Origin of the sequence: Aromatoleum anaerobium, assembly GCF_012910705.2 — a bacterium.
In the GTDB taxonomy this organism is placed as follows: Bacteria; Pseudomonadota; Gammaproteobacteria; order Burkholderiales; family Rhodocyclaceae; genus Aromatoleum; species Aromatoleum anaerobium.
In genome coordinates this window covers 152,538-172,727 of the sequence record NZ_WTVG02000035.1, presented here as the reverse complement: position 1 = coordinate 172,727, position 20,190 = coordinate 152,538, and the positions used below count along the sequence as shown (strand labels likewise).

Below are 20,190 nucleotides of genomic sequence, written 5' to 3'. Positions count from 1 at the left end.
AGAAAGTGCGGAGGTGGTGTTTCGTAGAATCAAATTAGCATATGTAATTAAACTATGCAAAGTGTTCCGTGTTATACGAAACGCATTCATGGCACTGCGTCCTGGCGTTGCTCTCGATACAATCGCAGGGCTGTTTCCCCGTCTGCACGGGGATGGACCTTGTTCAGTGTTGCTGCTGTCGGTTACGCAAGGTATTCCCCGCCTCGCGGGGCTGTATGCGGGGCGGCGGGGACTTCCCGTCGTCCCGCATACTTACGCCTACAGCTGTTGCCGTCATTTCGCTTTTCAGCCCTTGTCATAAACCAGCCCCAACTCCGGATCGAGCCGTAGTGTCAGGTCGCCTGCTGTGGCGTGGCCGTCGGCGAAACGCAGGGGTTTCAGGTTTCGTAGCAGGGGGTGCTCGGTGAAGCAGCGGGGGGGCTCGACAGCGCCGAGCTCGGCGACTACGGCCTTGTGGCTCAATTTGAGCTGACGGGCAAACAGGCGGTGTGCCAAGGCGTCGGATGCCGGTTCCTCAGGGTTGAATGGGGGCTCGTCCGGATGTACGCGCCAACCTGTGTCCGACACCCAGACGGGAACGACTGTGATGCCGTCATCGCCCAGACGAGTGCGATTGCGGATGCCCAACCCCTCGCCTTCCTCATTGCCGCGGGGTTTGTCCGCGTAGGCATGCTGGGGTTCGGCATCGGCGTCGATGGCTGCATGCATGGCATAGAGAAACTCTTGCTGTTCCTTGGCGCGGTGCTCGCCGTAGGTACTTTCGTCGATGCGTTTGCGATCTTCCGCTGAAAGGTCATCCGGTAGTTCGACGTCGTCGTCGTAGACACGCTGGACCAGCCGGTCGATATCGTGCGGCAACTGCCATACGGTCTCGCTTGCGGTCAGCGCCCAGGTACGACCGAGGATATAGGCGTCGTACACGTACTGCCACGCCGTTTCCTTGAGCTCTGGAAAGCGCCCCGCGATCAGGCCGGCGACCGCGAGTTGCGCCTCGCTGTGTGCGTCGGGGCGCGTACGCTCGTGCCGGTGCAGACGTCCGGCGCGCTGGAGCAGGAGGTCGATCGGAGCAAGGTCGGAGATCATGAAATCGAAGTCGATATCCAGGCTCTGTTCCGCCACTTGAGTGGCGATCAGCAGGGCACGGGCCGGGCGTTTTCCGTTCCGGCCGAAGGAGCCCAGGACTGCCCGTTCGCGCTGGCTGCGCTCGTCGGCGGGATAGCGGGCATGAAACAGCATCAATGTGCAGTCGGCGGAAAGCTGATCATGCAACAGCCGATATAGTTGTTGGGCGCGGTCCACGGTATTGACGACGATGGCGCCGCAACCGCCCGATGCGAGCTGTGCCATCGCGTGAGCGGCGAGTGCTTCCGGCGCCTCCGCGATGCCGTGCACGTTAATTGGGGGTAACGGGCGGGCTGCGACGGTATCTCCGATGATTCCCCCTTGATGTGCTGCAAGCAGGCGTGGGTAGGCGAGTGTCGGCACGTCGGATTTCGCAATGCCCCACGCAGCCAGCAGTTCCGTCTGGCGTTTCCGTGGAAGCGTCGCACTCATCAGTACAACCGAGCAGTTGAGCGCCTTCAACCAGCGCAGCAGCGCGGCGATCAGGCCGCTGGTGTAAGTGTCGTAGGCGTGCACTTCGTCGAGGACGACGACCCGGTTGGCCAAGCCCCACAGGCGTACGAAGTGATGCTTGACGTTGAGCGTCGCGAACAGCGCCTGATCAATGGTGCCGACGCCATAGGGCGAGATCAGCGCACGACGACGTTGGGAGAACCAGGCCGAAGAACTCACATTGTCGCCCGGTTCTCCGTGAATGCCGCGCAGATGTGCGACGCGCTCATCCAGCACGGCGCCGCCATGGGCGAGCTGGATATCGAGCGGCATGCCATCGGTGAAAGCGCGCAGAAAACTCAAGGTGCGGTCGAACATCGCGTTGCCGGTCGCCTGCGTCGGCAGGGCGACGTAGAGGCCCCGGTGATGGTTTGCCGCTTGCAAGCGCAGGTGGGCCAGCATAGCCAGTTCAGTCTTGCCTTCGCCCATGGGGGCTTCGACGATCAGTAACGTCGGTCCGTCGGCACTCGCAAGCAGCGTGTCGGCGGTGGCCTGAAGGGGGCGAGCCCGGACTTCGTCGTCAGTGCCAATAATGCGTCGGATCAGGCGGTCGATGTCTTCCACTCCGGCCAGAAGCGGGCGGAAATGCGGCCAGCCGATGCGATCGAGTGCGCGTTCGGCTAGTTGCCTGGCTGCGTCGAAGTGTTTGGTCAGGTCATCGGCCCGTTCACCAAGCGGGAACCACTCAGCATTGGAACCGATCCAGTCGGCAACACTTGTGAGCCCCGCCAGCCACTCGACGGCAGTAAGCGACAGCGCTTCGCACGTGGGCTGGCCAATAGGTGCCATCGTTTGCCAGTAGGCATCGAAGAGCTCCTGCCGCGTGTCGGTCCAAGCGGTCGCTTCATATGCCGGTCGTGCGCGTTCAATTTCTGGTCGCAGGTAGTTGAAACCGTGGTGTGCGCTGATCCCCTGCAGGACGCCGCTGATCCAGCCCCGATGTTCGATCTTTTCGCTCAGCAGTGCTCGCAGCAGAGCCCATGTCGCGGCCGCATGGTCGTGGGGTTCGAGGTTGCGTGGCGCGAACGGCAAACCGGCGGACTCATCAACTTGTCGCCCTTCCGGCCATTTCGCCTGAAAGCCCGTGATCCCCTTGCCAAAGTCATGGAGGCCGACGATTGTCGCTAACCATCGCACCGCCGAATCAAACGGCAGTGCGAAGTTGCGGGCTATCCAACTTCGGGTGCTGGGCGCCTCGCGCTCGAGGATCGCGGTCGCGACCGCGGCCACGTCTAGCATATGGGCGAGCACCCCATGGCCGTGTCCTTCGCCGCTCTTGGCCCATACATAGCGGCACGCGGCCGACAGTCTCGAGAATTGAATCATCGGTTTCTCACCTGGAACGTCGCAGCCATGATGCAGGTGGACGGGCTCACAGGATGACCCCTCCCTTCATTTTCTGACTGGATATTTGGCCGACATGGCCACCACTTCCGCCGCCACAACCCCCCGCAACTCCTCCGGCCCCAGCACCTCGCAATGCGTCCCGTGCTTCAGCACATCCATCACCAATTCCCGGTGGTCCGCATACGGCACTTCCAGCACGTAGCTGCCATCCTCCTCGAACGCCCCTTTTTGCTGCGGATGCCAGTGTTCCGTGGCGACCCAGCGGGCGCGTTCGGCAGAGAAGCGCAGCTTCGCCCATTGCAACTGTTCGCCGGCGAAGATGCCGTAGCCCGGGCCGAGGACCGTGTCGAGGGTGCAGTTCGCCACGTCTTTCGCCGTTCGTTCGAGCAGTTCCACCTTGCGGATGCTGTCGACGGCGAAGTTGCGCAGGGCGCCGCGCAGGTGGCACCAGGCGTCGAGGTACCAGTTTTCGCGGTAGTGGACGAGGCGCTGCGGGGAGATCTCGCGTGTCGACTCTTCGTCCTGGCCGCGGGCGTAGTAGCGGATCGCGAGGCGTTTGCGCCGCAGCAGCGCGGAGCCGATGTTTTCGAAGTGGGCGAGTTTCATGCTGCGCTTGCCGATGCCGACGATCAGCACGCGGCGCCGGACTTCGTCGGCGGCGTGTTCGGCGGCGCCGAGCAGTTTGTCGAGGCGGGCGACGAGCGGCTGCACGTGCGGGGCGAGGAGGCCGCCGGGGTCGAGGTTGGCGAGGAGATGCTGCATCGTCAGCAGTGCGTGGATTTCCTTGTCGGAGAACCACAGGCCGGGCAGTTCGTATTGCGCGCCGCGGGTCTGGGCGAGATCGAGGCGGTAGCCGCCGAGTTCGCGGTCCCACACGATCGGGGTATTCATCGCGTCGCGCAGGAAGGCGATGTCACGCTTGAGCGTCGCGGCGGAGATTTCGAGCGTGTCGAGCAGCGTCCGGCGGCTGACGGCGCGCCGCTGGTCGAGCAGCGCGCGGATGCGGACGATGCGATCGGTCTGGCTCACGGCAACCTCGCGGGTGGGGTTGCGTGATCCTGACAATCCTTATGGCATTTGACGAGGAATTACGTCATTGCTCTTTGCATATTTTCCAGATCAGCCTTCCGTCTTCCCCAGCCGCGCCGAGATCGACTCCGCGCAGCCTCGCAGTTTCTCTGCCAGCGGGCCGTGCCAGTCTGCATCGAAGTTGTCGGCGGCGCCCATTGCGGTGATCGTCAGCGCGATGTGGCTGTTGTGGTCGAAGACCGGGGCGCAGAACGCGTTGATGCCGGGGATCGGCTGGCCGACGGCGCGGGCGAGGCGCTGGCGGCGGATTTCTTCCAGCTCGTCGTCGAGCTGTCTTCTCGTCAGGTGCAGCGACGGGTCGCTGGCGCGGGCGAGATGGGCGAGCTCTTCGGTGATCAGCGTTTCGGTCAGGCGCGCCGGCAGGAACGCGGCGAAGACGCGGCCGGTTGCGGAGGTGACGAGGTTCATCACCGTGCCGACGCGCATGTTCACGTGCACCTGGCGGCTGCATTCCTCGATGCTGACGACCGTCGCGCCCTGGTTGCCCCACACCGCGATCGCGACGTTCTGGCCGATCTCGTCGGAGAGCTTCGCGGCTTCCGGCGTCGCGACGCGCAGCGGGTTGAGTCCGTGCAGCGCCGACAGGCCCAGCTGCAGCGAGAACGCGCCGAGCCCGTAACGGCCGGTCAGCGGGTCCTGTTCGATCAGGCCGAGCTTGCCGAAACTGACGAGGTAGGGGTGGGCCTTGGCCGGCGGCATGCCGGCTTCGCGGGCGAGGTCCTTGAGGATCATCGGTGCGCCGTGGCGCACGAGGGCCTGCAGCAGCGCGCCGCCGACTTCGATCGACTGGATGCCGCGGCGGTCGCCGTTACGTTCGGCGGGGCGTGTGGCGATTAGCCCGGTCACTTGCTCGTCTTTCACGGTGGTCTCCTGTGCGGCGCGAATCTTAGCAGCGGGGCGGCAAAAACATACTTTCCGGGGGTGGGTGAATTTAACAATAGCGAATCGATTGACTAATAACAAATCGTCGTCTACGCTTTGTCCATCCCCCGCCTTTCAAGGAGTCCGTTCATGAACACCAAGGTTTTCGCTTCGCAAGCCGACCTCGAAGAGAAGCAGATCAGCTTCGAGCAGCTTTCCGACCACGCCTGGGCCTACACCGCCGAGGGCGATCCGAACACCGGCATCATCGTCGGCGACGACGGCGTGATGATCATCGACGCCACCGCGACGCCGGTGATGGCGCAGGGCGTCATCGCCAAGGTGCGCGAGATCACCGACAAGCCGATCAAGTACGTCGTGCTGACGCATTACCACGCCGTGCGCGTGCTTGGCGCGTCCGGCTACAAGAGCGAAGGGCTCGAGCAGATCATCGCCAGCCGCGATACGTATGACCTGATCGTCGAGCGCGGCCAGCAGGACATGGATTCCGAGATCGGCCGCTTCCCGCGCCTGTTCGACGCGGTTGAGAGCGTGCCCGGGCTGACCTGGCCGACGCTCACGTTCCAGGGTGAGATGAGCCTGTGGCTCGGCAAGCTCGAAGTGAAGATCATGCAGGTCGGCCGCGGCCACACGAAGGGCGACACGGTGGTGTGGCTGCCGCAGGACGGCGTACTGTTTTCGGGCGATCTCGTCGAGTACGACGCGGCCTGCTACACCGGCGATGCCTACCTCGCCGACTGGCCGGCGACGCTCGACCGGCTGGCCCAGTTCGGTGCGGCAAAGCTCGTGCCCGGTCGCGGCCCGGCGTTGACGACGCCCGAGCGGGTGGAGCAGGGGCTCGCCTACACGAAGGCTTTCGTCATCGCCTTGTACCGCAGCGCGCAGGAGGCGGTCGCGCAGGGCATGGACCTCAAGGCGACGATGGAACTCACGCGCAAGCACATGGATCCGCATTTCGGCGAGGTGTTCATCTACGAGCACTGCCTGCCGTTCGACGTGACACGTGCGTTCGACGAGGCGTCGGGCATCCGTGATCCGCGTATCTGGACCGCCGAGCGCGACCAGCAGATGTGGCACGCGCTGCAGCAATAGTCCGCACCCCCGCCCCGACAGACGAGACAGACGACAGGCCGGTGACCGCCCGCAGAAGGCGGCGTCGGCCGATCAAAAGCAGAGAGGAGGAGAACCCGTGCTCAGCACGTACAACTATCCGAAGTTCGAATACCGCAGGCCGCCGGAACTTGCCGGGCAGCGCGACGGGCATTATCCGGTCGTCGTCGTCGGCGCCGGCCCGGTGGGCCTGGCCGCGGCGATCGACCTGGCGATCCAGGGCACGCCGGTCGTGCTGCTCGACAATGACGACACGGTGAGCATCGGCTCGCGCGGCGTGTGCTACGCGAAGCGTGCGCTCGAGATCATGGACCGGCTCGGCTGCGCCGAAGAGATGGTGCAGAAAGGCGTGTCGTGGAACGTCGGGCGCACTTTTTTCCGCGAGGAGGAAGTGTTCAACTTCAACCTGTGCCCGCAGCCCGACCACCATCGTCCGGGCATGATCAACCTGCAGCAGTACTACCTCGAGGAACACCTCGTGCGCCGGGCGCAGAGCCTGCCGAACATCGATCTGCGCTGGAAGAACAATGTCATCGGCGTGGCCGACGAAGGCGAGCGCGTCGCGCTGCGCGTCGAAACACCCGATGGCGCGTATTCGCTCGATGCCGACTGGCTCGTCGTCGCCGACGGCGCACGCAGCCCGATCCGCCACATGATGGGGCTGGAAGTCGAAGGCAAGATCTTCATGGACCGCTTCCTGATCGCTGACGTCGTCATGAAGGCGGATTACCCGGCGGAACGCTGGTTCTGGTTTGACCCGCCGTTCCACCCGAACCAGTCCGTGCTGCTGCACCGCCAGGCCGACAACGTGTGGCGCATCGACTTCCAGCTCGGCTGGCGCGCCGACCCGGAAGAGGAGAAAAAGCCCGAGAACGTGATTCCGCGCATCAAGGCGATGCTGGCAGCTAAGGGAAATGAGGAGCGCGAGTTCGAACTCGAATGGGTCAGCGTGTATACGTTCCAGTGCCGGCGCATGCACGAGTTCCGCCACGGCCGGCTGCTGTTCACCGGCGACGCCGCGCATCAGGTGTCGCCGTTCGGCGCGCGCGGCGCGAACTCGGGCATCCAGGACAGCGACAACCTGGTGTGGAAGTTGAAGCTCGTCCTCGACGGCAAGGCGCCGCCCGCGCTGCTCGACACGTATTCGGAAGAACGGATGTTCGCGGCCGACGAGAACCTGGTCAATTCGACGCGCTCGACCGATTTCATCACGCCCAAAAGCGCCGTCAGCAAGATGTTCCGCAACGCCGTGCTGGGTCTGGCGAAGGACTACCCGTTCGCCCGCGCGCTGGTCAATTCCGGCCGCCTGTCGGTGCCGAGCTTTCTCACCGAATCGCGGCTCAACACGCCGGACGCCGATGTCTTCGCCGGCGTCATGGTGCCGGGCGCGCCGCTCGACGACGCGCCGTGCGAGACGCCGGGCGGCGAGCAGTGGCTGCTGCAGGCCACCGGCAACCGCTTCCAGCTGCTCTACTATGCCCCGGACGCAGCGGCCATCGCCCCGGTCGACGCCGCCGCCTTGGCCGCGCTGGCCGATGCGCCGGTCGCGGTCGAAGTCCTCGTCGTCGCCGAGCGCGGCACCGCTCCGGGTGGGTTGAAAACGCTGATCGACAGCCGCGAGCGCATCCGCGAGCGCTACGATCTGCAACCGGCCACGACCTACCTCGTGCGGCCCGACCAGCACGTCGCGGCACGCTGGCGCACGTTCGATGCCGGCCTCGTCCGCGCCGCGCTCGCCCGCGCCACCTGCAACGCCTGAAGGAGCGAAAACATGAGCCTCAATACCGATTCGAACTTCTTCACGCCCGGCAAACGCTATTTCCGCGCGTTCAGCCCCGGTGACGACTTCTACGAGGTGCTGATCGAGACGCACCGCGACCTCACCGCCGAGCAGAGCGCGATGGTCAATGCGCGCCTGATCCTGCTGCTCGCGAACCATATCGGCGACATCTCGGTGCTGCGCGAAGCGATGAAAATCGCCCGCGACGGCGCGTGACGTGCATTCCGCCCAGGAGAGCCCGATGCTGATCAAGAAGATTCACCACGTCGCGTACCGCTGCCGCGATGCGAAGGAAACCGTCGAGTGGTACGAAAAGCACCTCGGCATGAAGCTCGTGCTCGCGATCGCCGAGGACGAAGTGCCGTCGACGAAAGCGCCCGACCCGTACATGCACATCTTCCTCGACGCCGGCCAGGGCAACGTGCTGGCGTTCTTCGAGCTGCCGACCAAGCCGCCGATGGACCGCGACCGCAATACGCCGGACTGGGTGCAGCATCTGGCGATGGAAGTCGAGTCGGTGGACGTGCTGCTCGCGACGAAGGCGCGCCTCGAAGCCGCCGGCATCGAGGTCGTCGGCCCGACTGATCACACGATCTTCAAGTCGATCTACTTCTTCGACCCGAGCGGCCACCGGCTCGAACTCGCGGCGAACACCGGCACGCCGGAAATGCTCGAGAAGCTCGACGCGGTCAAGCGGGACATGATCGAGGAATGGTCGCGGACGAAGCGGGCGCCGCAGCACGCGCGCTGGATGCACGACGGCAGCATGAGCCGGGAAGGGGGCGCACAATGAAGCTCGCGACGCTCAAGCGCGGCGGCCGTGACGGCACGCTGGTCGTCGTCAGCCGCGACCTCACGCGCTGCCAGCCGGTCGCGGCGATCGCGAAGACGCTGCAGGCGGCGCTCGACGACTGGGACGCCGTCGTCGACGACCTCGAGCTGGTCTACGACATGCTCAACCACGGGCGGGCCGGAAAATTCGGCCGGCATGTGATCCCGTTCGACCCGGCGCAGTGCCATTCGCCGCTGCCGCGCGCGTACCAGTGGGCGGACGGTTCGGCGTACGTCAACCACGTCGAACTCGTGCGTCGCGCCCGCGGCGCCGAGCTGCCGCCGTCGTTCCACACCGATCCGCTGATGTACCAGGGCGGCTCGGACAGTTTCATCGGCCCGCGCGATGACATCGTCGCGGCGAGCGAGGACTGGGGGATCGACTTCGAGGCTGAAGTGGCGGTTGTCACCGGCGACGTGCCCCTCGGCGCCTCCGCCGACGAATGCGCGCTGAAGATCCGCCTGCTGATGCTCGTCAATGACGTTTCGCTGCGCAACCTGATTCCGGCCGAGCTCGCGAAAGGCTTCGGTTTCTTCCAGTCGAAGCCGGCCTCGGCGTTCTCGCCGGTCGCGGTCACGCCGGACGAGCTCGACATGGCGTGGCACGACGGGCGCGTGCATCTGCCGCTGCGCGTGACCCACAACGGCCAGCTTTTCGGCTGCCCGAACGCCGGCGTCGACATGACCTTCAGCTTTCCGCAGCTGATCGCCCATGTCGCGAAGACGCGCGAGCTCGAAGCCGGCTCGATCATCGGTTCGGGCACCGTGTCGAACAGGCAGGGCGGGCTGCACGGTTCGAGCATCGAAAATGGCGGCGTCGGCTACTGCTGCCTCGCCGAAGTGCGGACTTACGAGACGATCGAAACCGGCACGCCAAAGACGCCGTTCATGCGTTTCGGCGATCGCATCCGGATCGAGATGCTGACCGCGCGCGGCGAAGACGTGTTCGGCGCGATCGAGCAGACGGTGGTACCGCTCGAGCGCTGACGGTCAGACGCCCCACACGACCGGTACGCCGTCCTTCAGCGACGATTGCAGCATGTCGAGCAGCGGCCACGCGCGCTGGGCGAGACCGACCGGCGCGCCCATGCCGGTCTTGCCCGCGGCGGCGGCGGCCTCCTTTTCCTCCTCGGTCTCCTCGTCACGCGCGGCCTGCCGCGCCTTGTCCTCGTCGATCGCAGTGCGCAGCCGCTCGATCGCGTCGGGCAGTTGTTCGACGGTGACGATGCCTTTCACGTCTTCCGGATCCTTGCCGAGGATCGCGACCAGCTTCTTCGCGACGTCGGCGAACATGATGACGTCGGCGGCGGCGTCCGATTTGAATGTGTACAGCATCGCAGATCTCCTCAAAGTCCCTTCACTGCGTATATCCCCGGCGCGTTGCGCCAGTAGCCCTTGTAGTCCATGCCGCAGCCGAACAGGAAGCGGTCGGCGACGTCGATTCCGGTGAAATCCGCCCGCATCCCGGGGTAGGCCTTGCGGTCGTGCACCTTGTGCGCGAGCACCGCGGCCAGCACTTCCTTCGCCCCTTCGGCGCGCAGGTACTGCAGGATCGCGTGCAGCGTGTGGCCTTCGTCGAGGATGTCGTCGAGCACCAGCACGGTGCGCCCGCGCAGGTCGGACGTCGGGCGAACGCGCCAGTCGAGCTGCGTGCCTTTCAGCGCATGGCCGTAGCGCGTCGCATGCAGGTAGCCGACTTCGAGCGGGAACGGCAGCCGCGGCAGGATGCGGCCGGCAAGGATCAGCCCCCCGTTCATCACCGTGTACACCATCGGATTGCTGCCGGCCATCTGCGCAGTGATTTCCGCCGCCATGCGCGCGAGCGCAGCATCGACCGCAGTGGCGTCGGCGAGGCAATCGGCCTCCTCGCGGGCGCGGATGATTTCGTCCATATCGACCGGCATTGCAGCAGCCTCCTGAAACATTGCGAAAACGTCGGGCCGGCCATTCTACCGGGCGATGGCCCCGGCTTCCGGGGTCAGTACGGGGCGGCGGGCGACTTGCCGGACGAACCGATCCGCTACGTGAGGCTGCCGCCGGCCCTGGAAGTTTCGCCGGCAGGGGCCGGAATCGCTACAAACGGGCGGCGCGCCAGCGCTCGAACGCCCCAAGCGCGGGGGCGAAGCGCTGACCGAGCTTGCGGAAAACGATCCAGCCGAGCCATGCCCGGCGCGCCACACGTAACGTCGCGCGCGGCCTGACGAGCGCCGCGATCAGCACCACGGAAGACAGCAGCGGGACGTGCTCGCGCGCCCAGCGCACCTGGTCGCGCGCCCGGTCGACGAGATCGAGCGCGGACTCGATGCCGCGCAGGTGCCGGAGCATTTCCGTGCGCTGCTGGTCCGCGCGGATCTGCAGCGCCTGCTTCTTCAGCGCCAGTTCGACGAGCCTCGGGTTCATTCCTTGTGCCGCACCGCTTCGCGATCGCGTGTGAGTTCAGCGAGGCTCGCCGCGAACAGCCGGGTGCCGCGGCGCAGATCGGCGGCGGCGTTGGAGGCGGTGAACAAGCCCGCGCCGAACAGGGCCACGGTGCCGAGCCCGAGGGCGAGGAGGCGATGCTCTTCCCAGAACAGCACGGTGAGGAAAATCGCCAGGAACACGACGCCGAATCCGACCAGCACCGCGGTGAGCACGATGTTCAGCAGCAGGCCGGCGAGGCGCAGCTTTTCTTCCTGCACCTCGACGACGAGCAGTTCGAGCCGCGACTGGACGATCCCCAGCCCCGAATCCAGGAGGCCGCGCAGGCTGGCGGCCAGACGCGGCCTCGAATCCTCCGGCATCGGGTATTGGATTAGCGACGCCCGGCCAGCAGGCCGAGCAGGAACGCGATGCCGGCGGCGACGCCTACCGATTGCCAAGGATTCTTGTGAACGTAGTCGTCGGTCGCATGGGCGACTTTCTTCGTCTGTTCGCGCACCGCGGATTCGGCATCCGCGATGCGGTCCTTGGCCGTGACCAGGCGGTCGCCCAGCCGCGTGCGCACATCGGTGAGCTTCTCGCCTGCCTGGCCGGCGGTCAGTTTCAGCAGTTCCTCGGCATCCGCGACCACCACCTTGAAGTCGGCGACGAGCTTGTCGCGGGACACCGTATCGGTTGTATTCAGCATGTTGTGATCCCCTTTCAGGTCATGACATCCGCGCGGACGCGCGAGCTGAGTACACGCTAGCGCCATTCCCAAATGAAGGCAAATCGTGAGTGAAACGATGCATGCGGGGAGTGCACGAACAGGGGCGAGGGGTCGCCGCAAACCGCATGTCCTTGGCGGGAGTCGTCACAGGCTGCGTTTGCGGTCGATTATCAGTGGTGCGCAATCAAAAAACGCAGCGCCTTGGACGCGGTCGCATTGTCCCCGCAGCTGGCGATGCCCGGCGTCGCGGTTTGGTAGTCACCGGATGAAATATCGGAAAGCGCCTGTCGGCAGTCTCGGCAAACGACCCAATGTAGTCATCGGCATCGCTGCGAAGCGGCACCCCAAGGCGCATCGAGGCCCGGAAACCCGATTCTTGCCAAATTTTGCCAAGTCACCTAGGCTGAAGCCATGAGCACGATGAACATTTCCTTGCCCGACAGCCTGAAGGCCTTCGTGGACTCGCAGGTCAGCGAGCGCGGCTACGGCACCAGCAGCGAGTACGTGCGCGAGTTGATCCGCAAGGATCAGGATCGCCAGAAGTTGCGTGGCTTGCTGCTGGCGGGTGCAGCCTCTGCACCGGCATCGCCAGCCGATGTCGCTTACTTCGAAGGGCTGCGTGACCGGGTACGCAAAGCTGCCAAGCCTGTTTCTCGCGGGTGAAGATCAAACCGGTGGTTCCGCGCGAGCAGGCCAACCAAGACGTTGACGACGCGGTCGCCTACTACTTGGAAGAGGGTGCCGCGTCGGTGGCACTCGATTTCATCGACGCATTGGAACAGGCCTATACCCACATTAGTCGCCATCCCGGCACGGGTTCGCCTCGCTATGGGCATCAATTGCACCTTCCTGGTCTGCGCTCTTGGGCGCTGTCTCGCTACCCCTACCTCGTCTTCTATATCGAACGGCCAGATCACATTGATGTTTGGCGTGTGCTGCATGGCCAGCGCGACATTCCCGCCTGGATGCAAGACCCGGAAGCCTTCGCCTGACGCCACCGCCCGGCATTCCACGAGCCAGTAATAGCTCTCCGCTTACGCCCGCTTTCAGTGGCCGCTTCCGGCCCGTCTCCGGTCAGTAGCATCGAACTCCCTCGCGAACGGTCAGAAGCCGAAATCGTAATCAACCGCCAGTGGCGCGTGGTCGCTGAAGCGCTCCGCTTTGTACACAGAGGCAGACCTCGCAGTTGCGGCGATACCGGGCGTCGCGATCTGGTAGTCGAGGCGCCAGCCGACATTTTTCGCCCACGCCTGGCCGCGGTTCGACCACCAGGTGTAGCCTTCGCTGCCGGCATCGGGATACAGCCGGCGATAGACGTCGACCCACGCCTGCTCCTCGAGCACGCGGCTGAACCAGGCGCGCTCTTCGGGGAGGAAGCCGGAATTCTTCTGGTTCGATTTCCAGTTCTTCAGGTCGATTTCCTGGTGCGCGATGTTCCAGTCGCCGCAGACGATGATCTCGCGGCCGCAGGCGCGCAGCGTCGCGAGATGCGGCAGGAAGCGCTCCATGAAGCTGAACTTGATCTGCTGCCGCTCCTCGGAACTGGAGCCGGACGGCAGATACAGCGACACCACTGACAGCGGGCCGAAATCGAGTTGCAGGAAGCGGCCTTCGGCGTCGATGTCGGCGATGCCGAGTCCTTCGACGATGCGGTCGGGCGGGCGCCGCGTGTAGAGCCCGACACCGCTGTAGCCTTTCTTTTCAGCGTGATGGAAATAGCCGGTGTGGCCGTTCGGCATGCGCACCGCGTCGGTGAGATCGCCGGCCTGCGCCTTGAGCTCCTGCACGCAGACGACATCGGCGTGCTGCGCGGCGAGCCAGTCGAGAAAGCCCTTGCTGACCGCCGAGCGGACGCCGTTGAGGTTGAGGGTGATGACGCGTAACATTCTGCCGGATAAGCTCAAAGTGGAAGCAAAACGTGGATTTTAGCCGGGATTTCATTGCATTGGCCTGCGCCAAAGGGGTGCTGCGCTTCGGTTCGTTCGTGACCAAGGCTGGGCGCAATTCGCCGTATTTCTTCAACGCCGGCCTGTTCGACGACGGCGCGTCGTTCCGCGAGCTGTGCGGCTTCTACGCGCGCGCGCTGCGTGCGGCGGACGTGCCGTGCGACATGCTGTTCGGGCCGGCGTACAAAGGCATTCCGCTCGTCGCCGGGGTCGCGATCCGGTTGGCCGAAGACGGCGTGAATCTGCCTTTCGCGTTCAACCGCAAGGAAGCGAAGGATCACGGCGAAGGCGGCACGCTGGTCGGCGCGCCGCTCGATGGCCGAGTGCTGATTCTCGACGACGTGATCTCCGCGGGCACGTCGGTGCGCGAGTCGGTCGAACTGATCCGCGCCGGTGGCGCTGTCCCGGCCGGCGTGGTGATCGCGCTGGACCGCATGGAGCGTGGCAAGGGCGCCCAGTCGGCGGTCGAAGAAGTGCGCGCAAGCTTCGATATTCCGGTGATCGCCGTGGCGACGCTCGACGACCTTATCGCTTACCTCGGCGATAGCCCGGAACTCGCCGCGAATCTCGACGCGGTGCAGGCCTATCGCGACACGTATGGCATTTGTTCGCCGCGCTGAGCTGCTGTGCGCAGTGCTTTTGGCGTTGCCGCCCGCAGTCGCTGCGCAGAGTGAGCGCACGATCTATTGCTGCGAGGACGCGAACGGCAGGCCGGTGTGCGGCGATGTGCTGCCGACCGTCTGCTACGGCCGCGCCTATCGGGAAATCAGTCCGCAGGGCACGGTGCGCCGCCACGTCGCGGCGCCGCTGACGAGTCGCGAGATCGCGCAGCGCGACGCCGAGATGCAGCGGCGCAAGGATGAAGAAGCCCGCCTGCTCAAGCAGCGGCGGCTCGACCAGGCGCTGCTCGATACATACACGAGCCTCGAAGACATCGACAACCGCCAGGACCGCGCGATCGCCGATATCCGCGGCGAGATCGAAACGGCGCGTGCCCGCGAAACCGAGCTGCTGGCCGAGCGCAGGCGCCTTGCCGAAGAGGCGGCGGCTTACCGCGGCAAGGAGCTGCCGCGCAATATCGCGGTCGCACAGCAGAGCGTCGACGGCGAACTCGCGGCGCAGAAAAGCATCATCGATGCGAAAATCCGCGAAACCGAGGCCGTGCAGGCGCGTTTCGCCGCCGACCGGCGCCGCTACGCCGAGCTGATCGCGGCCGGAGAAGGGCGCCGCTGAGGGGCGGCGCTGAGCGTTCTTCGCGAAGGGGCGACGACGCTGCGTTCGCTGCACGGCGGCCCTTTGGCGGACGCGATGCCCTGTGACGGTTTTGAGGAAAACTCATGAGCCAGCCCGTTGAAAAGGTGGTCCGCGCGGCCTGCCCGCACGATTGTCCCGATACCTGCGCGATGGAAGTGACGGTCGTCGACGGCCGCGCGGTGAACATCCGCGGCGCCGCCGACCTGCCGTTCACGAACGGCGCGCTGTGCCCGAAAGTCGCGCGCTACCTTGAACGGGTGTATTCGGACCAGCGCCTGCTGCACCCGATGAAGCGCGTCGGCCGCAAAGGCGAAGGCCGCTTCGAGCGCATCGGCTGGGACGAGGCGCTCGACACGATCGCCGCAAAGTTCGGTGCGATTGCCGCTGACGATGCGCGCGGCATCCTGCCGTACAGCTATGGCGGCACGCTCGGCTTCGTGCAGGGCGGCAGCATGGATTTCCGCTTCTTCCATCGCCTCGGCGCGTCGCTGCTCGATCGCACGATCTGCTCGTCGGCGGGCGTCGCAGGCTGGAAAGCGACGATCGGCGCAATGGTCGGCACGGACCCGGAAGCGCTTGTCGACGCGAAGCTGATCCTGATCTGGGGCGCGAACCCGGTGGTGTCGAACCTGCACGGCTGGCGCTACCTCCAGGAGGCGAAGCGGCGCGGCGCGAAGCTCGTGTGCATCGACCCGCGGCGCACGCAGACTGCGGAAAAATGCGACGAGCATCTCGCGCCATGGCCCGGCAGCGACGGCGCGCTGGCGCTGGCGATGATGCAGGTGCTGATCGAGGACGACCTGCTCGACCGCGACTACATCGCAGCGCATACGCTCGGCTTCGACGCGCTCGCCGAACGCGTCAAACCTTGCACGCCGGAATGGGCGGCGCCGCTGACCGGCCTGTCGGCGGAGGCGATCCGCAGCCTCGCGCGCGAGTACGGCAGCGCAAAGCCCGCGGCGATCCGCCTCAATTACGGGCTCAACCGCTGCGCCGGCGGCGGCATGGCGATCCGCAACATCGCGTGCCTGCCGGCGCTGACCGGCGCGTGGCGCCATCCCGCCGGCGGCGCGGTGCTGTCGACGTCCGGCAATTTTCCCGTCGACCAGCACGCGCTGGAGCGGCCCGACCTGTACCCGCACGCGCCCGGTCGCCCGCCGCGCACGATCAACATGGCGACGATCGGCGATGCGCTGCTCACCGCGGACGACCCGCCGATCCGCGCGATCTACGTCTACAACTCGAATCCGCTCGCGGTCGCGCCGGACAACCGCAGGGTGCGCGAAGGCTTCGCGCGCGAGGACCTGTTCTGCGTCGTGCACGAACTCTTCCAGACCGACACCGCCGACTACGCCGACATCCTGCTGCCGGCAACGAGCCAGCTCGAGCACCGCGACCTGCACAAGTCCTACGGCCACCTGTACGCGGTCGACAACCAGCCGGCGATCGCGCCGCTCGGCGAGGCGAAGCCGAACACCGAAGTGTTCCGCCTGCTCGCCGCGCGGCTCGGCTTCACCGACCCGGCGCTGTTCGAATCCGACGACGCGATCGCCGCGGCGGCGTTCAAGCGCCGCGACAACCGTATGTATGGGCTGGAACGTTGCCTTGCCGCGCAGGGCTGGGCGCGCCTGAACCTGCCGCGGCCGTTCGCGCCGTTCGCGAAAGGAGGTTTCCTCACGCCGTCGGGCAAGTGCGAATTTTTCTCCGCCAGCCTCGCCCGGCAAGGGCACGACCCGCTGCCGGCGTGGGTGCCGCCACACGAGTCGCCGGTCAGCAACCCAGCGCTCGCGGCGCGCTTTCCGCTGGCGATGATTTCGCCGCCGGCGCGCAACTTCCTCAACACCAGCTTCGCGAACCTGCCGCGCTTTCTCGGCGAGGAACGCGGCCCGTCGCTCGAGATCCACCCCGCCGACGCGGCGGCGCGCGGCATCGTCGAAGGTGACCGGCTGCGCATCTTCAACGAGCGCGGCGCATTCCACGCACGCGCAGTGCCCACCGATCGCGTGCGCCCCGGCGTCGTCGTCGCGCCCTCGGTGTGGTGGCGCAAGCTGTCCGGCGACGGCGAGAACGCGAACGCGGTGACATCAAAGGCGCTGACCGACATGGGCGGCGGCCCGACGTTCTATGACTGTCTCGTCGAAGTCGCGAAGGCGGCGCACGATGACTGACGCGCAGGTTCTCGATGCCGTCGCGCGGCTGGTTGCCGAGGCCCGGCGCATCCTGTTCATCACCGGCGCCGGCATCTCGGCCGATTCGGGCCTGCCGACCTACCGCGGCATCGGCGGGCTCTACCACGAGCGCCTGACCGACGACGGGCTGACGATCGAAGAAGCGCTGTCGGGCGAGATGATGGAGGCGCGCCCTGAAGTCGCGTGGAAATACATCGCCGAGATCGAGGCCAACTGCCGCGGCGCCGCGCCGAACATCGCGCACCGCATCATCGCCGCGCTGGAGCACGAGCACCCCGGCGTATGGGTGCTGACGCAGAACGTCGACGGCCTGCACCGCGCGGCCGGATCGCGCAACCTCATCGAGATCCACGGCAGCGTGCATCGCCTGCGCTGCACCGAATGCAAGCACGCGCGCTCGGTGCCCGACTATTCCGGGCTGCGGATTCCGCCCGGCTGCCCGGTGTGCGGCGGGGTGTTGCGGCCGGACGTCGTGCTGTTCGGCGAAATGCTGCCGGAAACCGGCCTGCGCCGGCTGGAGGCGCTGCTCGACGACGGCGTCGACCTCGTCGTGTCGATCGGTACCACCAGCGTCTTCCCGTACATCTCGGGGCCGATCTGGTGGGCCGACCAGGTCGGCGTGCCGAGCGTCGAGATCAACCCCGGCGAAACCGGAGTCAGCGAGATCGTCACCCACCGCCTGCGCCTGCGCGCGGCCGAGGCGATGCCGGAACTGTGGCGGCGGCTGCATCCGGAGCGGCCGCTGGAGGACTGAACCCGAAGGCCGTAAGGGGAGTTGTCTTACCCGAGCCCATGCACGCCGTGTGAACCCTGCCAGCGGGCGAAGGTACGGGGGGCGCGGGGCAGGGGCCACCGAGGGCCGGCTGCGCGCAACGGGTTACGATTGTTGTCCATCTCCCGGCACGGCCAATGGGGCCCAGTGTCGCCACAGGGTGTCGAGGTCGGCCGGCGATCCGAACAGGCCGCCCTGCGCTTCGTCGCACCCCAAGCGCTCGAGCAGTCGACGCTGCGCCTCGGTTTCGACGCCCAGCGCCACGGCGGCGAGCCCCAGCGCGTGACCGAGCGCGATCAGCGCCGCGACGATCTTGCGGTCGGTTTCGCTCGTGGTGAGGTCTTGGATGAAGCGTGGGGCGATCTTCATTCGGTCGATCGCGGATTGCCCGAGGTGGCCAAGGCCGGAATGGCCGGTGCCGATTTCTTCCGCGGCGAACCGGACGCCGAATGCGCCGAGTTGCCGGACGAAATGCGCTGCCGCCGCATCGCGGTATGCAAACGCGTTCTCGGGGAGCCGGAGCTCGAGCTGGTCCGGCTGCAGGCCATGCTGCCGCAGTGTGGCGAGGGTCTCCGCGCTTGCGTCGCGGTGGCGCAGGCGGGCGGGCGATACGTCGAGGGTAATACGCAGCGCCCGGGCGTTGTGCGACTGCAGCCACGGCGACGCCGCACTTGCCGCTTCCTCCAGCACCCTGCGGTCGATGTCCACGCTCATCCCGCATTGCTCGGCGAGCGGAATCCGACGGGAGGGGCCAGCCGTATCTCCGCCGGCGTGCTTCCATTGCACCGACGCCGCGATTCCGACGAGCACGCCATCGGCCAGCCGTACCCGCGGTTGCCAGATCAGGGGGAGGCCGTCGGGGGGCGAGGCAAGGCACTCACGCAGACTGGATTCGAGCTCCAAGCGTTCCGATACCCCGGCATGCAGTTTCGGGGTATAGAAACGAAGCAGTCCGCGATCTGTTTCCTTGGCACTGTACATCGCCGTATCCGCGTTTCGGATCAGCTCCTCGGCGGATCGTCCGTCGTCCGGGAAGCATGCGATGCCGATGCTGGCCGAAACCTGGAGCCTGCAGTCGCCGATCGGCACGGGCGCCGAAAGGGCCGCGAGGATTTTCCTCGCCGCCGCGGCGGCAGCGCCGGCGTCGGGCGCGGTTTCCAGAATCACCGTGAACTCGTCGCCGCCCAGCCGGGCGATGGTATCGGACTCACGGGTCGTCTCGCGCAGGCGACGGGCCACCTCGATCAGGAGGCGGTCCCCGGCGCTGTGCCCCAGGCTGTCGTTCACCTGCTTGAAGCGGTCGAGGTCGATGAACAGCAGGGAGAATGACGTGCCGGTGCGGCGTGCGCGAGCAACGGCGTGATCGATGCGGTCGTCGAAGAGATGCCGGTTGGGCAGGCCGGTGAGGGCATCGTAGTAGGCGAGCCGGTGCAACCGGGTCCGCCGACGGCTGCCGCGTGTACGGAGCTTCTGGTCCATCAGCGTTTTGCATCGGTCGCGACGCCGCGCGCTTCGGCGGTATCGTCTTCAGCAGGGAGGGCGCGGCCGTGGAGGGGAATCGTCATGGCTGTCCGGGAGTAATGTTGCGGACTATTGCATTCGCATACAGCCGGCGGAGTATATACACGTTGGTTGTTGCGATCAACTGGATGGTTTTCTCAGTATTACGGCCGTGCTTCAAACTCCGCGGATGCCCAGCGGTGAGAAGCGAGCCTTTGCCGAGCGACTGAAGCTTGCGCTGACGCGCAGCCCGAAGGCCATCCACTCGTCGGCCGAGCTCGCCGTCGAGTTCAACCTGCGCCACCGTGGCGACCCGGTCACGCAGCAAGCCGTCCATAAATGGCTGACCGGCAGGGCCCGTCCCACGCCGGACAAGGTCGAGACGCTGGCGGCATGGCTGGGCGTTTCCGCCCGTTGGCTGACCCATGGCACGCCGGGCGATCCGGTCGTCCTGCCCTTCCCCCCGGCACGCGAACCGGTCGACGGCAAGTACGCGTCGGTCGCAGCCGACGTCGTCGAAACCCGGCTGCTGGCCGGCCTGCGCAGGCTCAGCGCGCACCAGCGGCGGTTGATCGTTGAGCTGGTTGACCAACTGCTGCTGGAACGCGACAACCGGCCCTCGGAGTGAGCCTGGACAATCTCGACGCCCTCGATGCGCTGTGCAACGGGTGCGATCGAACGCTCGAATTCATCCTGCGGTACCCGGGCGGCGGTATCACGAGTCCGTCGACAGAACGGCGGATGGGCCG

Annotated in this window: 22 protein-coding genes; 12 read left to right on the top strand and 10 right to left on the bottom strand. The window is 66.1% G+C overall.

The window, feature by feature from the left end:
- Positions 1–285: 285 nt before the first annotated feature.
- The 3 genes from cas3 to GO606_RS03995 all read right to left on the bottom strand — a co-directional run bounded on the left by cas3 (position 286) and on the right by GO606_RS03995 (position 4,911).
- Positions 286–2,940 (bottom strand): CRISPR-associated helicase Cas3', encoded by a 2,655-nt coding sequence (cas3, locus tag GO606_RS04005; RefSeq protein ID WP_169118822.1) that lies wholly within the window; start codon positions 2,938–2,940, stop codon positions 286–288.
- Positions 2,941–3,006: 66 nt separating this feature from the next.
- Positions 3,007–3,990: a helix-turn-helix transcriptional regulator gene (locus tag GO606_RS04000; RefSeq protein ID WP_169118823.1), complete on the bottom strand. Its 984-nt coding sequence runs from the start codon at positions 3,988–3,990 to the stop codon at positions 3,007–3,009.
- 90 nt (positions 3,991–4,080) lie between these two features.
- A complete protein-coding gene (locus tag GO606_RS03995) occupies positions 4,081–4,911 on the bottom strand; it encodes an IclR family transcriptional regulator (RefSeq protein WP_246979350.1) in 831 nt (276 codons plus the stop codon).
- Between the two features lie 150 nt (positions 4,912–5,061).
- Between GO606_RS03995 and GO606_RS03990 the strand changes: the two genes are divergently transcribed.
- From GO606_RS03990 to GO606_RS03970, 5 genes are all read left to right on the top strand, one after another.
- Positions 5,062–6,024 (top strand): MBL fold metallo-hydrolase, encoded by a 963-nt coding sequence (locus tag GO606_RS03990; protein WP_169118824.1) that lies wholly within the window; start codon positions 5,062–5,064, stop codon positions 6,022–6,024.
- Positions 6,025–6,121: 97 nt separating this feature from the next.
- On the top strand, positions 6,122–7,801 hold the full coding sequence (locus GO606_RS03985; RefSeq protein ID WP_169118825.1) for an FAD-dependent oxidoreductase: 1,680 nt from the start codon (positions 6,122–6,124) through the stop codon (positions 7,799–7,801).
- A gap of 12 nt (positions 7,802–7,813) precedes the next feature.
- Positions 7,814–8,038, top strand: a complete 225-nt coding sequence (locus GO606_RS03980; RefSeq protein ID WP_169118826.1) for a DUF2783 domain-containing protein — start codon at positions 7,814–7,816, stop codon at positions 8,036–8,038.
- Positions 8,039–8,063: 25 nt separating this feature from the next.
- Positions 8,064–8,615, top strand: coding sequence for a VOC family protein (locus tag GO606_RS03975; protein ID WP_169118827.1), 552 nt, complete (start codon positions 8,064–8,066; stop codon positions 8,613–8,615).
- Positions 8,612–9,640: a fumarylacetoacetate hydrolase family protein gene (locus GO606_RS03970; protein ID WP_169118828.1), complete on the top strand. Its 1,029-nt coding sequence runs from the start codon at positions 8,612–8,614 to the stop codon at positions 9,638–9,640. The genes GO606_RS03975 and GO606_RS03970 overlap by 4 nt, the downstream gene beginning before the upstream one ends.
- Positions 9,641–9,643: 3 nt before the next feature.
- On the opposite strand, the gene GO606_RS03965 is transcribed toward GO606_RS03970, so the two are convergent.
- The 5 genes from GO606_RS03965 to GO606_RS03945 all read right to left on the bottom strand — a co-directional run bounded on the left by GO606_RS03965 (position 9,644) and on the right by GO606_RS03945 (position 11,759).
- Positions 9,644–9,988 carry a DUF1840 domain-containing protein gene (locus tag GO606_RS03965; RefSeq protein WP_169118829.1) on the bottom strand — a complete coding sequence of 115 codons (345 nt, stop codon included), beginning with the start codon at positions 9,986–9,988 and terminating at the stop codon, positions 9,644–9,646.
- Between the two features lie 11 nt (positions 9,989–9,999).
- Positions 10,000–10,557, bottom strand: a complete 558-nt coding sequence (locus GO606_RS03960; protein WP_169118830.1) for a hypoxanthine-guanine phosphoribosyltransferase — start codon at positions 10,555–10,557, stop codon at positions 10,000–10,002.
- A 169-nt stretch (positions 10,558–10,726) separates the two neighbouring features.
- Positions 10,727–11,053, bottom strand: a complete 327-nt coding sequence (locus GO606_RS03955; RefSeq protein ID WP_169118831.1) for a YqjK-like family protein — start codon at positions 11,051–11,053, stop codon at positions 10,727–10,729.
- Positions 11,050–11,433, bottom strand: coding sequence for a phage holin family protein (locus tag GO606_RS03950; protein WP_169118832.1), 384 nt, complete (start codon positions 11,431–11,433; stop codon positions 11,050–11,052). The genes GO606_RS03955 and GO606_RS03950 overlap by 4 nt, the downstream gene beginning before the upstream one ends.
- A gap of 11 nt (positions 11,434–11,444) precedes the next feature.
- Complete coding sequence (locus tag GO606_RS03945) at positions 11,445–11,759, bottom strand: ElaB/YgaM/YqjD family protein (protein WP_169118833.1); 315 nt, start codon at positions 11,757–11,759, stop codon at positions 11,445–11,447.
- A gap of 432 nt (positions 11,760–12,191) precedes the next feature.
- On the opposite strand from GO606_RS03945, the gene GO606_RS03940 reads away from it, so the two are divergent.
- Complete coding sequence (locus GO606_RS03940) at positions 12,192–12,443, top strand: type II toxin-antitoxin system ParD family antitoxin (protein ID WP_169118834.1); 252 nt, start codon at positions 12,192–12,194, stop codon at positions 12,441–12,443.
- Positions 12,440–12,772, top strand: coding sequence for a type II toxin-antitoxin system RelE/ParE family toxin (locus tag GO606_RS03935; RefSeq protein WP_169118835.1), 333 nt, complete (start codon positions 12,440–12,442; stop codon positions 12,770–12,772). The genes GO606_RS03940 and GO606_RS03935 overlap by 4 nt, the downstream gene beginning before the upstream one ends.
- 111 nt (positions 12,773–12,883) lie before the next feature.
- Here the strand turns inward: GO606_RS03935 and GO606_RS03930 are convergent, their stop codons facing one another.
- A complete protein-coding gene (locus GO606_RS03930) occupies positions 12,884–13,666 on the bottom strand; it encodes an exodeoxyribonuclease III (RefSeq protein WP_169118836.1) in 783 nt (260 codons plus the stop codon).
- Positions 13,667–13,698: 32 nt separating this feature from the next.
- Here GO606_RS03930 and pyrE point away from each other — a divergent pair, with 32 nt between their 5' ends.
- The 4 genes from pyrE (at position 13,699) to GO606_RS03910 (ending at position 17,923) form a co-directional block, all read left to right on the top strand.
- A complete protein-coding gene (gene pyrE / locus GO606_RS03925) occupies positions 13,699–14,346 on the top strand; it encodes an orotate phosphoribosyltransferase (protein ID WP_169118837.1) in 648 nt (215 codons plus the stop codon).
- On the top strand, positions 14,324–14,959 hold the full coding sequence (locus GO606_RS03920; RefSeq protein ID WP_169118838.1) for a DUF4124 domain-containing protein: 636 nt from the start codon (positions 14,324–14,326) through the stop codon (positions 14,957–14,959). The genes pyrE and GO606_RS03920 overlap by 23 nt, the downstream gene beginning before the upstream one ends.
- A 104-nt stretch (positions 14,960–15,063) precedes the next feature.
- Positions 15,064–17,148, top strand: a complete 2,085-nt coding sequence (locus tag GO606_RS03915; protein ID WP_169118839.1) for a molybdopterin-containing oxidoreductase family protein — start codon at positions 15,064–15,066, stop codon at positions 17,146–17,148.
- Positions 17,141–17,923: an NAD-dependent deacylase gene (locus GO606_RS03910; protein WP_169118840.1), complete on the top strand. Its 783-nt coding sequence runs from the start codon at positions 17,141–17,143 to the stop codon at positions 17,921–17,923. The genes GO606_RS03915 and GO606_RS03910 overlap by 8 nt, the downstream gene beginning before the upstream one ends.
- 123 nt (positions 17,924–18,046) lie before the next feature.
- On the opposite strand, the gene GO606_RS03905 is transcribed toward GO606_RS03910, so the two are convergent.
- Positions 18,047–19,420 carry a putative bifunctional diguanylate cyclase/phosphodiesterase gene (locus GO606_RS03905; protein WP_169118841.1) on the bottom strand — a complete coding sequence of 458 codons (1,374 nt, stop codon included), beginning with the start codon at positions 19,418–19,420 and terminating at the stop codon, positions 18,047–18,049.
- A gap of 211 nt (positions 19,421–19,631) precedes the next feature.
- On the opposite strand from GO606_RS03905, the gene GO606_RS03900 reads away from it, so the two are divergent.
- A complete protein-coding gene (locus GO606_RS03900; protein ID WP_169118842.1) occupies positions 19,632–20,069 on the top strand; it encodes a transcriptional regulator in 438 nt (145 codons plus the stop codon).
- The last annotated feature ends 121 nt before the right edge of the window (positions 20,070–20,190 follow it).